Below are 14,900 nucleotides of genomic sequence, written 5' to 3'. Positions count from 1 at the left end.
TACCCTTTGAGGACGAGAGGGCTTCAACTATACGAGACGATATCGCCTGGTTCTCGTTACGTTCGCAAATGTCGGACAGATTCACCCCTTTCGTGTCGTGACGCCTACTATTGCGTCACCGCCAACGCGATGGCCCGTGAGCGCAGAGCCAAGCTGCGCAAACTCGCGCGGTTCTCCCATGTGCGCCAATCGGTGATCGAGCGGATTATGCATGGCTGGTCGCCACAGCAGATCGCCGGCCGCATGCGGCTGGAGCGCCATCCGATCTGCGTCAGTTACGAGACGATCTACAAGTTCGCCTATTCCGCAGACGGTCAGGCGATCAAGCTGTGGCGGCATCTGCCGGAGCGTCGTGCGAGACGCAGACCGCGGTATGCCCGCCGGCGTCACGGTCGCCGCTTCAGCCCGGAGCTCAACATCCTTCACCGCCCTGATACTGTCGCCGAACGCAAGCAGTTCGGCCATTGGGAGTGCGATCTCATTCAGTTTCGCAAGAAGTTCGGCAAGGCCAACGTGACCACACGGGTGGAGCGGGTCAGCCGCTTTGCGGTCTTCCTGCGCAACAACGACCGGCAATCGAAGCCGATCATGGACGGGCTGATTGAGGTGCTCCAACCCCTGCCCCACGCGGCTCGACGCTCCATCACCTTCGACCGCGGCACCGAGTTCAGCGAATGGCCCTATCTGCAAGCTGGCATCGGAACGCAGACATGGTTCTGCGACCCGCAGTCGCCCTGGCAGAAAGGCACGGTCGAGAACACAAATGGCCGCGTTCGCAAATGGCTTTCGAGAGAGGTGGATCCCCTGTCTATCACCGACGGCGAGCTGAAGGACATCTGCGATCGGCTCAACTCGACACCGCGGAAGTGCCTCGGCTACCGAACGCCGGCGGAAGTCTTCCGCAAGAAACTACTCGCGCAAATGCGGCGTGTCGGTTAGCGTCACACGCGCAAGTCGCAGTTCGGCATGAACTCACACGGCAATTTAGAGATGCGACATATGAGCCAGTTAGAGATGCGACAGTCGTCGCCTCTCGGGATGCTGGTCAAACGTCAAGGTTTGGAAGGAAGACTGGCGACGTGAAGCGTGGTTGAGGCCATGAGTGTTCGGAGTCGTCATATCTTGTTTGATCACCATGTCGCAGAAGGAATTGCATCGTCTTGAACTGATCCAGCGGATTCGTGGGCGTAGCCTGACCGTGGTCGAGGCGGCCGCCTTACGTCCGCCACCGGTTGAACATTCACGCGAGACCGCTCCGGGTCGCACGACTATCGAATCCACGAGACGGCAGTTTCTCAATTCATCCCGGAGTCAATCTGCCGGCAAAACTCGCGCCGAAGCGCGCCAGCGGCCGAACATTCATTACGCAGATCGAAGTTTCCCTGGCGATCAAAGTCTTTGCCAACCTCAAGCTGCATCGCGGCGCTGATTTGCGGCTGACCTCACGGGCTCAGGCCCCTGCCCTGCAACTCGCCGCAGCAGGTGCGATAATCGCCGTTCAGCCTTGAATGGATTTGAGCCAGTCGCCGATCGTCGCCCCACCTTGGCGCTCGGAAAGAGCAAGTGGTGCGACGTGCTGTTCGGTGGCCGCCATCTTGCGGATGTCGCGCGGGTTTGCGCCGAATTCGTGATTGAAGGCCCGCGTGAAATTTGCGGCCACGTCAAAACCGGCGGCTTCGGCGATTTCGGAGATCGGCCGCTTGTTGGTCGGGTCGCTGAGGGCCGCATGGGCCTGCAGAAGCCGGCGGCGGCGAATGTAGTTGAGGACGCCGCCACTCGGCTCGAAAAGCTGGTAGAGGCGTGTGCGGGAAATGCCCAGTGCGCGGCAGATGGCATCCGGTGTCAAATCCCCCGAATGGAGGTTTTGGTGAATGTACCGGTGCGCCCGTTCCATCATTCCGATATTTACCGGAGAGCCTGTTGCATCCGGCCGCGTCACCGATGCAGCGCAAGCGACGATCATGTCGCGCATCGTGCGCACGATACGTGGCACTTCAGGTGCGGTGATGGTGCTGAGGTTTGATTCGATGCCATTGATGTAGTTGACGAGCAGACCCGCCAAACCGCCTGACAAGACGGAATTATTGGCACCTTCAAGTTTGCTTGCATCATCCGCCAGCAATTCAAAGGGCATGAAGAGAAGGACGGCCACGGACTCCGTCATCCGCCCGCGATATGGGTAGCCAAGGGACCGGAAAAGGAGCTCTCCCGGCCCTGTCTCCGCGACGTGGCGATCGACCTCGGTCCATGCCCGACCGCTGCGGAACAGTCCGACGCTCCAGTGGTCGATGGGGCTTGAGCGCAGCATCGCGCGAGAGCGCTCGTAGCTAAATCCCGGCGTACGCTGTTGGACGAAGAGCAAATCGCCGAGGTGCCATCCAACCTGCTCTGCAGGAAAGCCATCATCGGGAAACATCCCGTCTGGCAGACGAACATCGATCAGCGGAGCCATGTGCTGGCGCCAGGCGTCAAACTGCTCCGCAGGCGGCAATCCGAGCGTGGAGAAATGCGAAGGCACCAGCCCGGGCTGGGTGACGGCCTGGCGCTCCCTCCGATCCGTGGGTTCGCGGGGCCACCGGCGCCGCTCCAAATGGGCGGGCCAGGCGGGAACTTCGGGTGGATTATCCCCTGATCCGGACTCCTTACTCATCCAACTCCTCAAGCGAATATTGCTCTCATGCGTGAACCGCAGGCCATCGAATGCCCGGAGATGGGGCCACCCCCTCCCACCACCAGAGCTCGCCCTAAAGTGGAGCAGAGCTTCCAGGATGCACCCAACGGATGCCAGTTATACCTCGTTTTGAGTAGAAATGCACGGCAAGATAACTATCCGGATTGGGTGATAATGACATTCTCCATACGGCGATTGTATCAGTAGGCAACAGGCGCTTCCAAATAGTGTAAGGAACAATGCAGGGAATTCTTGAACGATATCGTTTGCAATACCTAATTATTCCTTCCGTCTGAAAGTATGTCGTAATTTTACGACAGGTCTTGTGGAGAATATCCATGAATTATTTTCGAAATGATTTCAGAAAAACGTTGCCAAGTTTAAACGAAGGGAATGATTTCCCGCGGCGCCCGAAAAATCTGAAACGGATACTCGTTACTGGCGGCGCGGGCTTCCTGGGTTCACATCTCTGCGAGCTGCTTCTCGGCGCCGGTCACGAGGTCATCTGCGTCGACAACTTCTCTACCGGCTTGAGGCGCAATATCGCGCAGTTGAAGCGCTTCGACACCTTCCGCGTCATCGCCCATGACATCGTGGAACCGATCGATCTCGAGGTCGACGAAATCTACAATCTTGCCTGCCCTGCATCGCCGCCGCACTATCAGGCCGATCCGATCCAGACCATGAGAACATGTGTGGTCGGCTCGCTTAATCTTCTCGATCTGGCCGCGCGCAGGGGCGCACGCATCTTCCAGGCATCGACGTCGGAAATCTACGGCGATCCGCAAGTCCACCCGCAGGTGGAAAGCTATTGGGGCAACGTCAATCCTTTCGGCCCGCGCTCCTGCTATGACGAAGGCAAGCGTTGCGCCGAAACCCTGTTCCACGACTTCCACAAAGTTCACGGGGTCGAGATCAAGATCGTCCGCATCTTCAACACCTATGGCCCCCGCATGCGCCCGGACGATGGCCGCGTCGTCTCGAACTTCATCGTTCAAGCCCTCAAAGGCGAGGACATTACCATCCATGGCGACGGATCGCAGACCCGCTCCTTCTGTTTCGTGGACGATCTGATCGACGGCTTCGTGCGCCTGATGGCGTCGCCGTCGGCGCTGACTGGGCCGGTCAATCTCGGCAATCCGGGAGAGTTCACGATCAGTGAACTCGCTGAACAGGTGATCCACCAGACCGGCTCACGCTCTAAAATCGTTCGCCGGCCCCTGCCGGTCGATGACCCGCGTCAACGCCGTCCGGACATTTCGCTCGCAACGGAGGCGCTCGGTTGGCGCCCGACGGTCAATCTGTCGGAAGGTCTCGCGCGCACAATCGGGTACTTCGATGGCCTCCTCTCCGGCTCCGATCGAAAGGTCATGGAGCTGGTTTGATGGGCGCGCCACGCATTCTTGTCACGGGTGGCGCCGGCTACATCGGCAGCCACACCGCAAAGCTTCTCCGTCTGGAAGGCATCGAGCCCGTCGTCTATGACAACCTGTCGACCGGGAACCGCTCCGCGGTGCGCTGGGGACCGTTCGTACATGGCGACATCCTGGACACGGCCCGCTTGGTCGAAGTGATTGAACAGTATCAACCGGCCGCCGTCATCCATTTTGCAGCATCCGCCTATGTCGGCGAGTCCGTCGCCGACCCCGCGAAATACTACAACAACAACGTCCGCGGAACGCTGTCACTCCTCGATGCGTGCCGGCAGGCGAGCCTCGACAAGATCATCTTCTCGTCGAGTTGCGCCACCTATGGTGTACCTGCGGTATTGCCGATCGACGAGGCCACGTGGCAGGCGCCGATCAATCCCTACGGCAAGACGAAGCTGATGGCCGAGCACATGCTCGCCGACTACGCCACCGCTTTCGGACTGAACTTTGTTGCACTGCGCTATTTCAACGCCTGCGGAGCCGATCCGGAGGGTGATCTCGGAGAGTGGCACGACCCGGAAACGCACCTCATTCCGCGGGCACTCATGGCCGCCGCAGGCAAAATTCCGCATCTGGAGATCTTCGGCGACGACTACGACACGCCGGACGGAACCTGTGTGCGCGACTATATCCATGTGGCCGATCTGGCGCGGGCTCATGTGCTGGCCTATCGGCATCTCGCCAAGGGTGGAGCGAACATTGCGCTCAATCTCGGCACCGGCCGTGGTTTTTCCGTAAAGGAAGTACTTCGAGCAATCGGCGAGGTTACCGGGCACGATGTCCCGGTCGTGTATCGCCGCCGACGCTGCGGAGATCCGCCGGCGCTTTATGCGGATGCGACGCTCGCGCATCAGACGCTCGGCTTCCTGCCCCGCTATTCCGACCTTGAGACGATCGTGCGAACGGCTGCCCCATTCTTCGGACTGGAGGCGCGACCATGACCCGCCTTTCTGCCAATGACGGAACAAAGGCAACGGAGAGCGGCGAGCCGTCGCTCGTCCCCGTGCTCACAGGTTATCGCCGCGCGGAATACCTCCTCGGCGCCGGCGTCTGGGCAGCAGCCCTCTTTTATTTTTGGGTCTGGTGGCTCGAGCCGCGCCACCACGTGGACACTTTGGGCAGCATCATGGTGACCGCGGTCCTCGCGTGGGTTACCCTGCTGCCCGCCTATTTCATAGCGGTCTTCTACCGCGCAGCAAAACCAAATGGACCCCTGCGGCTGCCGGCCGGAAGTCGCGTCGCCATGGTCGTGACCAAGGCGCCATCAGAACCCTTCTCGATCGTGTCGGAAACACTGAAGGCGATGCTCGCACAGGATGTTCCGCACGACACCTGGCTCGCGGACGAGGATCCCTCCGAGGAGACGCTCGCGTGGTGCCGCCGGTATGGCGTCTTCGTCTCGACCCGTAAAGGGCGCGCTGATTATCATCGGACCTCGTGGCCGCGACGCACACGTTGCAAGGAGGGCAACCTCGCCTTCTTCTACGATCATTACGGTTATGAGCGCTATGATCTCGTAGCCCAGCTCGACGCGGACCATGTTCCCGAGCCCGGCTATCTTTTCGAGATGCTGCGCCCCTTTGCCGACCCCAGGGTTGGCTATGTCTCCGCACCGAGCATCTGTGACCGCAACGGGTCCGAAAGTTGGGCGGCGCGCGGGAGACTCCATGCCGAGGCGAGCATGCACGGCTCGCTTCAGGCTGGCTACAATGGGGGGCTGGCGCCGCTGTGCATAGGATCACATTATGCGGTCCGCACAGCGGCGCTGGAGGAAATCGGCGGGCTCGGTCCGGAACTGGCGGAAGACCATTCCACAACGTTGATGATGAATGCTGCCGGCTGGCGCGGTGTCCATGCGCTCGATGCGATTGCGCATGGTGATGGACCGCGCACCTTCGGGGACCTCGTGACCCAGGAGTTCCAGTGGTCGCGTAGCCTGGTCATGCTGCTGCTGCAGTATTCGCCACGTTTGGTTGGTCGACTCCCGCTGCGGCTGAAGTTTCAGTTCCTCTTCTCGCAGCTCTGGTACCCGCTTTTTGCGCTTTTCATGGCGATTATGTTCGCAATGCCGATCATTGCCCTTGCGCGCAGCGAGACCTTTGTCGCTGTGACCTATCCCGATTTTCTCGCGCATTTCACGCCGCTTTCGATCATCCTCGTCCTTCTGGCCTATCGCTGGCGGGCGAGTGGCACGTTCCGGCCATATGACGCGAAGATCCTCAGCTGGGAATGCATGCTCTTCCTCTTCGCGCGTTGGCCTTGGGCGCTTGCTGGCACGCTGGCGGCGATGCGCGACTGGGTTACGGGCTCCTTCGTGGATTTCCGCGTCACTCCGAAAGGTGCATCCGAGGTCGATCCGCTGCCGCTCCGCGTGCTGACGCCTTATGCGCTCCTCGCAGTTACTTCGGTGCTGCCGGTTTTCCTCGTCAGCGATGCGGCCGCGGCCAAGGGCCTCTATATTTTCGCGATCCTGAATGCAGCGATCTACTGCCTGCTTCTGCTGGTCATCGTCGCGCGGCATTCAAAGGAGAACGCGGTCGTCGCCACCTCTCGTTTTCGCCGTCCGGCAATGGCCGCCAGCCTTCTGGCTCTTGTCGCGTTGCCCGGTATCGCGACCGCCGAGCACGGGAAAGATGGGCTTGAGGCGCTCGCATGGGGTGCCGGGCACCTCCGCCTCTTCGAAGAGCGCTACGCGGTGGCCGGCGCCGGCCAGGACGGCACCGCCTTGCGAAAGATCGTCTTTCGACCGCGCTGGATTTCCGTAACGGCAGAACAGGGACCGGGTGGAGCACGCTGAGGACAAGCCATGACACAAAAAGTCGCACTCGATCGGAAACAGGGCTGGATTGCCCGCCAGGCGATGCTCGTCAGGCGCCTCGCCCTTGGCATCATGACTGTAGCCATTCTTCTCTGCCAATCGCCGGCATCGGCAGAAGACGTCGTTCCGGAAAATGCGCGCCTCATGACCGCGGCGGAAGTCTACATGATCTTCCGCGGCAAAACGTGGAAATGGGAGAAAGGCGCCGGACGAATGCAGGACCAAGGCCGCGTTTTTAAGGCCTGGGCGCAATCGGAGACCGGAATGACATGGGCGGAAGGCCGGTGGACCCTGAACGATCACGGTCAACTCTGTCTGAAGGCGGTCTGGCACAGCCAGGAAGCGGCCGCGAGGGACACGACCTGCTTCAGCCACCGGATACTCGACAACACCATCTACCAGAAGCGCGAGCCTGCTGGAGACTGGTACGTCTTCAAACATGCCAAGCCGTTGGCCGACGACGAGTTCAAGAGACTGGTCGACCAGGATTTGGTCGGTGCGAAGCTTCCCCTTGTTCAACGACTCGTCACGACACAGCCGAAATCAGAGACAGATGCCGTTCCCCCGCAAACCGAGGCGAACGAGCTTGGAGGCATGCAATGAACAGGAAATCGAACGCGATCATACTCTCATTCGTCGGCCTGTTGCTGTCAGGCACCGTCCTGGCGGCCACTATGCCGCGCGGGATTCCCGATGCGGATTCCGCTACCACGGCGACACTCTCACAGAAGCGGCCGGTGCTTACGGAGCACTCGATAGACTTCGGCGCCTACGACCCCCACGGCGACTTCAGCGAGCCGTCGCAGTCCAAGATCGAGCATCTTTTCTTGCCCTGGGAAGACGTCGATCTGGCAACGCTGAACCTTGCCGACGATTACGCCCGAGCACGTGGACGCTCTCTCATGATCACGATCGAGCCCTGGTCCTGGTCGCCCGAGTGGCGGGTCTCGGACCACGAGCTTCTGCGCACCATTCTGAGCGGCGAGCGCGATGAAAACATGGCCGCGGTCTGCTCGACGGCCGCCACGCTGAAAAGCCCGGTCATCATAAGGTGGGGGCAGGAAATGGACGAAACGGATAACCAGTTCTCCTGGTCGCACTGGCGGGGTGAGGAATTCAAGGCGGCCTACCGGCGCATGGTGAACGTGTGCCGCGAACACCTGAAGAACGCGAAATTCATGTGGTCGCCCAAGGGGAACCGGGGGCTGGAGGCGTTTTATCCCGGCGACGACGTCGTGGACATCGTCGGGTTGTCGGTATTCGGCTATCAGGACTACGACAAAGGCACGACTGGCCGCGATCAGTCATTTTCGGAACGGCTGACGCCCGGATATGAACGGGTGAAAGGCTACGGCAAGCCGATCATGGTTGCGGAGCTCGGCTACGAAGGTGACGCCTCCTATGTGGCGAGTTGGGCGGCAAGCGTTGCCGCGCCTCATGCCGAATTCCCCGCGCTGACCGCGGTCGTCTACTTCAACGACCGCGAAATCTACGAATGGCCCGGAGGCTATGGGCGGCCCGACTGGCGGGTTGCCCGCGAAACCACCAACTAGCATTCAGTCCGACAGGAGACTTGAGATGAGGCCAGCACTACGCACAATGTCCTTGGCTGTCGCCATCGCCGCGGCCATAGGCGCGACGGCATCGCTTGCCGAGGCCGCTGCCGGACACATAGACGCTCAAAAGGCAACGCCGCTGACGCATGAAGAGCTCTACAAGCTCTACGGCCAGAAATCGTGGATCTGGAAAGCGGGCGCCGGATATTTCTCGGTGCGCCAACGCCGGTTTACCGCCTGGTCGAAGGAGAACGGCAGTCCCTCCTATGGCGTCGGCCGCTGGTTCATCACCGGCCCAGGAAAACTCTGCTTCAAGGCCGACTGGCACGCCAAGGATGGCTCGGCTCCCGCTACAACCTGTTTCAGCCATCGCAAGCAAGGGAGTCTCATCCTTCAGAAACGCGAGCCGAATGGCGAATGGTACGTCTTCAGGAACGCGCCGGCAAAACCTGATGACGAGTTCGCCAAACTTCGCCGCGGCAACTATGTGAGCGCGCGGCTGAACAAGATCGAAGCCAGGCTCGGAAAGGTCGAATGATCTTGACCAAGTAACGGAGTTGCGCAGCCGATTGGCGTCAGCGTATCAATCCGGCTCCGCAGATGAGCCCGTCGCCGGTCGGCGCGCAACTCCGCTCCTATCGAAGGAAGCATCGCGATGTGCTGCCAAAACCGCTCGGCGTGCAAATATATGGCGCGCGTCCGAGAAAGGCGGCTCGTTCGAGTTTGGCCGCCTGTTGAACGACGATCTGCTTTGACGCGACGGGCTTGTTGCTCAACGCCGGATAGCCGACCTGTCTCGTCAGCGACGAGGTTCGGATACTCTGGTCCGGCGTGGCCGAACATCCCGACACGGCTGTTGCAAGGAGTAGAGCAAACACGCTCCGCACTATTTTGCTGCGGCCGTCGATTAGCCCGACCGAATTTCTTGTTTGCGCTTTCATGTCTAGAACTCCTGGTTCTCGAACCTCATGCGCATCACGGTAGATGAGACGATTTAAGTCGCCGTACAGAAAATGCTTACAACTTGACCTATCCCGTCTGGGGGCACCTGCATGTGAGAGATCGGCCGATCGCGACCCCCACTACCGCAACATTCCGGCACATGTGATCAGGCGACAATGCTAAATGGCGCTGGCGGCACATCGACGATAATATTTGCTGTCCATGACTCGTCGCGGACCGGCGCGCTGAGTGAACACCTGGAGAAGCCACCGATGTTCGACCTGATCATCCGCAACGCCAACCTGCCGGACGGCCGCAAGGGTCTCGATATCGGCCTTGCCGGCGGCAAGATCAGCGCGATCGAGAAATCCCTTGCTGCAACTGACGGCGAGGAGATTGACGCGACCGGTCGACTGGTCAGCCCGCCGTTCTGCGACCCGCATTTTCATATGGACGCGACGCTATCGCTCGGCATGCCGCGAATGAATGTCTCCGGCACGTTGCTGGAGGGCATCGCGCTTTGGGGGGAATTGCGCCCACAGCTGACGAAGGAAGCATTGGTCGAGCGGGCCTTGCGCTATTGCGACCTCGCCGTCAGCCAGGGCCTTCTCTTTATCCGCAGCCATGTGGACACGTCAGATCCGCGCCTTGTGACGGCCGAAGCACTCTTGGAAGTCAAGGAAAAGGTCGCGCCCTATATTGATCTGCAGCTCGTCGCCTTCCCGCAGGACGGCTATTACCGCGCCGCCGACGGCGTCCGCTCGCTCGAGCGTGCACTCGACATGGGCGTCGGTATCGTTGGCGGCATTCCGCACTTCGAACGCACGATGGAAGACGGCGCCCGCTCGGTCGAGGCGCTGTGCCGGATCGCCGCCGATCGCGGTCTGCCGGTCGACATGCATTGCGACGAAACCGACGATCCGATGTCGCGCCACATCGAGACGTTGGCGGCCCAGACGATGCGTTTCGGCCTCAAGGGACGCGTTGCGGGTTCGCACCTGACCTCGATGCACTCGATGGACAACTATTACGTTTCGAAACTCATCCCGTTGATCGCCGAGGCGGAGATCAACGTGATCCCCAATCCGCTGATCAACATCATGCTGCAGGGCCGTCACGACACCTATCCGAAACGGCGGGGTATGACACGGGTGCGAGAGTTGATGGCGGCGGGGATCAACGTTTCCTTCGGGCATGACTGCGTCATGGACCCTTGGTACTCGATGGGCTCAGGTGACATGCTGGAGGTCGCTCACATGGCAATCCACGTGGCGCAAATGGCCGGCATCGAGGACAAGCACAAGATCTTCGACGCGATTACCGTCAATTCGGCCAAGACGATGGGGCTCGAGGGTTACGGGCTTGATATCGGCTGCAAGGCAGATCTCGTCGTGCTGCAGGCGGCCGATGTCACCGAAGCACTGAGACTGAAACCGAACCGGCTGTTCGTCATCAAGGCAGGCAAGGTGATCGCAAGGACAGCGCCGCGCATCGGTGAGCTGTTCCTCGGAGGGCGTCCGGCGTGGATCGATATCGCGCAAGATTACCTGCCGCAAACGCCGCAGCGCTGAGCCGCTCTTCGTGCGGTCCACGCGGTATCAGACCGGCCACCTATATAGTGCGTACCTATGCGAAAGTATAGACAACACTTTCGTACAATAGATTTTCCTCTGAGCTTGATTGATCCTTTCCATAGCATCCAACCATGCAGATGCGCTCAGTGGAAAGGAAATCGTGTCATGAGACACTTGTTTCTCATCACGCAGGTTCCGTCGAAGTTTCGCGAACTCGCCGCGTTTCTGTCCCTGGTCGCCGTGTTTCTCGTCGGTGCATGGGTTCTGCTCATAGCGCCGAATGCCAGGGCGCATGATGCGCTGCCAACTGCCGCGCAACCGCACGGGGGGGCCTATCCCCTGTCCTGTTGCTCCGGCTACGATTGCCGTGAAGTCGCATATAGTGCCGTCGCAGAGCGGTCCGAGGGCTACGTTATCAAGGGTACGGGGAAGTGATCACCTCTATAGACAGCCGCATCCGGAACAGCCCCGATGGCCTCTTTCACTGGTGTTCGGCGGCGGGGGCGAATGATGGGCGCACCATCTGCCTGTTTGTACCTCCGCATGGATCCTGACCCTCACAACAGGTCGCCGAGCCCAGCTGCCGCCCCTCTGATCACGTCCACAACTCTCCGCCTTCAGTCAACGGTTGTTTGGCTGAAGGCGAAGAGTTTTGGGCCTCGACCGAGGTGCCGGCTTTGGCGCAAACTGAAGGGATGACAACCCCAGTTCGGTTAACTCCCGTCGGCACCTGTAAATGCGGTGGGCGGACCAAGGAACGTTACATGAATTACCGCTGCTTGTTCCTCCTGATCTTCGCATTGCTGATGCCGTACCAATCGGCGCTGGCTCAGGCGGGCATCAATCCGGCCGAGCAACAGACTTCCGGTGCTGCGGCACCACCTCCGGAAGATTTGCGACGGCTTGTCGATCTCTTGCAACGGCCCGATATTCAAGGATGGCTTCAATCGCAAACGGGGAACCGCCCGGTCGAAGCGCAAAGTTCGGTCGAGGCCACCAACGCCAGCGAGATGATTGTTGGCCGGTTGAATGCCGCGCGCGCCTTCATTCATGACATGGCGACCGCCATTCCGACGCTGCCTGCCGAGCTCGATAGAGCGCGTGTCGCATTGATGACCGAGATGAGGGAACAGGGACCCTTCGCCGCCATTCTGTCGATGGTCTTTTTTGTGACGCTGGGATTCGGTCTTGAGTGGTTCTATTGGTACGCCACTGCCGGCCTGCGCAAGCGGTTGATCGCCGCACATCTGGATACGGTCGACGACCGGTTGCGCGTCGCCGGATTGCGTATGCTCTACGCGCTCGGCATCCTTCTGGCCTTTGCCGTCGGAAGCATTGGCGCCTTCCTGCTGTTCGACTGGCCACCGCTACTGCAGCACACTGTCCTTGCTTATCTCCTCGTATTTCTGGCCGTGCGTTTGACGTTGGTTACGGGGCGGATCGTGCTTGCTCCCGGCGCTGAGCGGTTTCGGCTGATGCCGATGGCGACAGGCACCGCTCGCTTTTGGTTTTTCTGGTCGGCAGCGCTGGTTGGCAGCTTTGCATTCGGGCACTTCACCTATCAGTTGTTGCCGATGCTCGGAGTAGGACGCGAAGCCAACTACATTGTTGCGCTTGCATCCGGTTTGATCCTGTTCGGCTTGGCCCTCGTCGCACTGTGGCGCAGTCCAACATTCGACGGTCTCGATTTGGTTAATCGCCGCCACCGCGTCGGCACGGTGCTTGTTACGCTCTATATAATCACCAACTGGCTGGTCGCGCTCTCCGGCATCGCCGCCACATTTTACGTCGGGGTTATACTTCTGGTTTTGCCGATCGCGATCTCGTGTGTGAAGCTTTCGGTCGACCACATTATGCGTCCGCCGGGTGCGGTAGCCGCTGATGGCGGCATTCCTTCGCTCACCGGGGCAGCATTGGAACGCGGTTTGCGCGCTCTGCTGCTGATCGGAGCCGCTTACCTAATAGCCTCGCTACTTGGAGTCGACTTCGGCGCGCTGGCGGCCAGGGACACGATTGTGACCCGCTTTGTTCGAGGGCTCCTGAATGCCTTTGTCGTCATTCTGCTCGCCGATTTTACATGGCAGATAACGAGTGCATGGATTGATCGCAAGCTGATGCAGGCCGCGGCGGGCTATGCGATCGACTCCGACGAGTTACGCCGAAGCGCGAGGCTTCGCACGCTGCTTCCGGTCTTTCGCAACATATTGTTTGTTGTGCTGCTCGCGATGGCCATACTGATGGCGCTTTCCAGTCTGGGCGTGGAGATCGGTCCGCTTATCGCCGGCGCAGGTGTTGTTGGCGTTGCGGTTGGCTTCGGCGCCCAGACGCTGGTGAAGGACATCATCTCCGGAGTGTTCTTCCTCCTCGACGACGCCTTCCGGGTGGGCGAATACATCGAGAGCGGCAGCATCAAAGGTACCGTCGAATCCTTTTCGTTGCGCTCGATAAAGATCAGGCATCATCGTGGTGCGCTCCACACGATCCCGTTCGGCTCGCTCGACAAGATCACCAACTATTCCCGTGACTGGGCGATCGACAAGATCATGGTGAGCGTCACCTATGATACCGACTTGGACATCGTAAAACGTGTGGTCAAGGAGGTCGGCCAGCAGTTGCTGACCGATGAAGAGATCGCGCCGCTCATCATGGAAACATTGAAGATGCAAGGGGTCGAGCAATTTGGCGATTTCGCCATTCAGATCCGCATGAAGATCATGACCAAGCCGGGCGAGCAGGCGGTCATCCGCCGCCGTGCCTATGCCTTGATCAAGAAGGCCTTCGACGCCCAAGGGATCAAATTTGCCGTTCCGACTGTCTCCGTCGCCGGCAGCGGGGATGCAAGCAACGCGGTCGCTCAGAAGGCGCTTGATCTCATCAAGCCACCGCCGCCGACCGGGCCAGCAGCGTCGGATGCCTAGACTCGGCGCTTGCGCGCGGTGTCAGGGCGACGTTTCCAGGAGGGTACGCAAGCCTGACAGGGAACGCCCCGCTTTAAAATTCTGGTCGGGCGAACTCGGGCGAATGGCTCGGCATTGGCAGCACGGCCGCCCTCGCCTCCCCTGCTTCATCTAGAAGCTCCGCGTATGGCGCGGGTTCACGTGGCAAATCCACATCGACGATGGCACCATTGCGGCCATTTGATGCGTTGATCGTGCCTCCATGAGCTTCGACGATGGAGCGCGAGATCGACAGCCCGATACCCATGCCGGTCCGCTTGGTTGAAAAGTAGGCGTCGAAGATCTTGTCAAGCAGCGGCTCTGGTATGCCGGCGCCGTCATCCTCAATCGAAATGCGGACGCCATGGAAGCTCTGTTTTGACTTCACCCGGATTTCCCGATGCCCGGACGGAGCCAGTTCGATCGCTTGCACGGCGTTGATAAGCAGGTTGATGATTACCTGCTGCAGTTGCAGGGCGTCGCCACGGACGAACGGCGTTGCGGGATCGAGGGAACAATGGATCCGGATAGACCGTGCCACGGTTTCGATGGCCATAAGTTCAATGGAATCCGATATCACGCCATTGATGTCCACATCGGTACAGATCGGGTCGCGCTTCACCGCCATCTGCTTGATCCTATGAACAAGCTCATTCGCACGCCGGGCGCTGTCCTTCATCCGAGCCATGTTGAAACGGAGCTTTTTCAGGTCCGGCGAGTCCTGCGACAGCAACCGCAGACTCGTATCTATATCCATGGCAATTGCCGACAGCGGCTGGCGGATCTCGTGGACGATCGAGCTCACCATCTCGCCAAGCACGCAAAGGCGTGCCGCATGCGCCTGGTCCTCTTCAAGCTGGCGTAGCCGCGCTTCCGTTTGCGCCCGGTCTGGAAGAGCGTCGATCCTCAAAGCCACAGTACCCATGATTGCCGCCCCTGCCTGACGAGAGTTCGGAAGGTGACCATTAAAGTA

At 60.0% G+C, this 14,900-nt stretch carries 11 protein-coding genes and 2 pseudogenes; 10 read left to right on the top strand and 3 right to left on the bottom strand.

Annotated elements, in window-relative coordinates:
• Positions 1-69 precede the first annotated feature (69 nt).
• Positions 70-939, top strand: a pseudogene (locus GHK62_RS07490) (IS30 family transposase); the annotation flags it as partial.
• 559 nt (positions 940-1,498) lie between these two features.
• Here the strand turns inward: GHK62_RS07490 and GHK62_RS07485 are convergent.
• Positions 1,499-2,650 carry an AraC family transcriptional regulator gene (locus tag GHK62_RS07485; protein ID WP_153437722.1) on the bottom strand — a complete coding sequence of 384 codons (1,152 nt, stop codon included), beginning with the start codon at positions 2,648-2,650 and terminating at the stop codon, positions 1,499-1,501.
• Between the two features lie 359 nt (positions 2,651-3,009).
• Here GHK62_RS07485 and GHK62_RS07480 point away from each other — a divergent pair, with 359 nt between their 5' ends.
• From GHK62_RS07480 to GHK62_RS07455, 6 genes are read left to right on the top strand one after another with little or no spacing between them, the layout of a single operon-like run.
• Positions 3,010-4,056, top strand: a complete 1,047-nt coding sequence (locus tag GHK62_RS07480; protein ID WP_153437720.1) for a UDP-glucuronic acid decarboxylase family protein — start codon at positions 3,010-3,012, stop codon at positions 4,054-4,056.
• Positions 4,056-5,042 carry a UDP-glucose 4-epimerase GalE gene (gene galE / locus GHK62_RS07475; RefSeq protein ID WP_153437718.1) on the top strand — a complete coding sequence of 329 codons (987 nt, stop codon included), beginning with the start codon at positions 4,056-4,058 and terminating at the stop codon, positions 5,040-5,042. Before GHK62_RS07480 ends, galE begins: the two co-directional genes overlap by 1 nt.
• On the top strand, positions 5,039-6,898 hold the full coding sequence (locus GHK62_RS07470) for a glycosyltransferase family 2 protein (protein ID WP_153437716.1): 1,860 nt from the start codon (positions 5,039-5,041) through the stop codon (positions 6,896-6,898). The genes galE and GHK62_RS07470 overlap by 4 nt, the downstream gene beginning before the upstream one ends.
• 9 nt (positions 6,899-6,907) lie before the next feature.
• Positions 6,908-7,522: a DUF995 domain-containing protein gene (locus tag GHK62_RS07465; protein WP_153437714.1), complete on the top strand. Its 615-nt coding sequence runs from the start codon at positions 6,908-6,910 to the stop codon at positions 7,520-7,522.
• Positions 7,519-8,472: a glycoside hydrolase family 26 protein gene (locus tag GHK62_RS07460; protein WP_153437712.1), complete on the top strand. Its 954-nt coding sequence runs from the start codon at positions 7,519-7,521 to the stop codon at positions 8,470-8,472. The genes GHK62_RS07465 and GHK62_RS07460 overlap by 4 nt, the downstream gene beginning before the upstream one ends.
• 25 nt (positions 8,473-8,497) lie before the next feature.
• The gene (locus tag GHK62_RS07455) at positions 8,498-9,013 is read left to right on the top strand and encodes a DUF995 domain-containing protein (protein ID WP_153437710.1); all 516 of its coding nucleotides are present in this window, start codon (positions 8,498-8,500) and stop codon (positions 9,011-9,013) included.
• Between the two features lie 97 nt (positions 9,014-9,110).
• On the opposite strand, the gene GHK62_RS34135 is transcribed toward GHK62_RS07455, so the two are convergent.
• Positions 9,111-9,416: a hypothetical protein gene (locus GHK62_RS34135; RefSeq protein WP_234886809.1), complete on the bottom strand. Its 306-nt coding sequence runs from the start codon at positions 9,414-9,416 to the stop codon at positions 9,111-9,113.
• A gap of 273 nt (positions 9,417-9,689) precedes the next feature.
• On the opposite strand from GHK62_RS34135, the gene GHK62_RS07450 reads away from it, so the two are divergent.
• From GHK62_RS07450 to GHK62_RS07440, 3 genes and pseudogenes are all read left to right on the top strand, one after another.
• The gene (locus GHK62_RS07450) at positions 9,690-10,988 is read left to right on the top strand and encodes an amidohydrolase family protein (protein ID WP_153437708.1); all 1,299 of its coding nucleotides are present in this window, start codon (positions 9,690-9,692) and stop codon (positions 10,986-10,988) included.
• A gap of 168 nt (positions 10,989-11,156) precedes the next feature.
• Positions 11,157-11,545 (top strand): annotated as a pseudogene (locus GHK62_RS07445) (hypothetical protein).
• 78 nt (positions 11,546-11,623) lie between these two features.
• On the top strand, positions 11,624-13,909 hold the full coding sequence (locus GHK62_RS07440) for a mechanosensitive ion channel family protein (protein WP_153437706.1): 2,286 nt from the start codon (positions 11,624-11,626) through the stop codon (positions 13,907-13,909).
• Positions 13,910-13,982: 73 nt separating this feature from the next.
• On the opposite strand, the gene GHK62_RS07435 is transcribed toward GHK62_RS07440, so the two are convergent.
• On the bottom strand, positions 13,983-14,732 hold the full coding sequence (locus GHK62_RS07435) for a sensor histidine kinase (RefSeq protein WP_167528175.1): 750 nt from the start codon (positions 14,730-14,732) through the stop codon (positions 13,983-13,985).
• Positions 14,733-14,900 lie beyond the last annotated feature (168 nt).

It is taken from the genome of Sinorhizobium terangae, from assembly GCF_009601505.1.
GTDB lineage: Bacteria > Pseudomonadota > Alphaproteobacteria > Rhizobiales > Rhizobiaceae > Sinorhizobium > Sinorhizobium terangae.
This window is presented reverse-complemented; position numbering and strand designations above follow the sequence as displayed.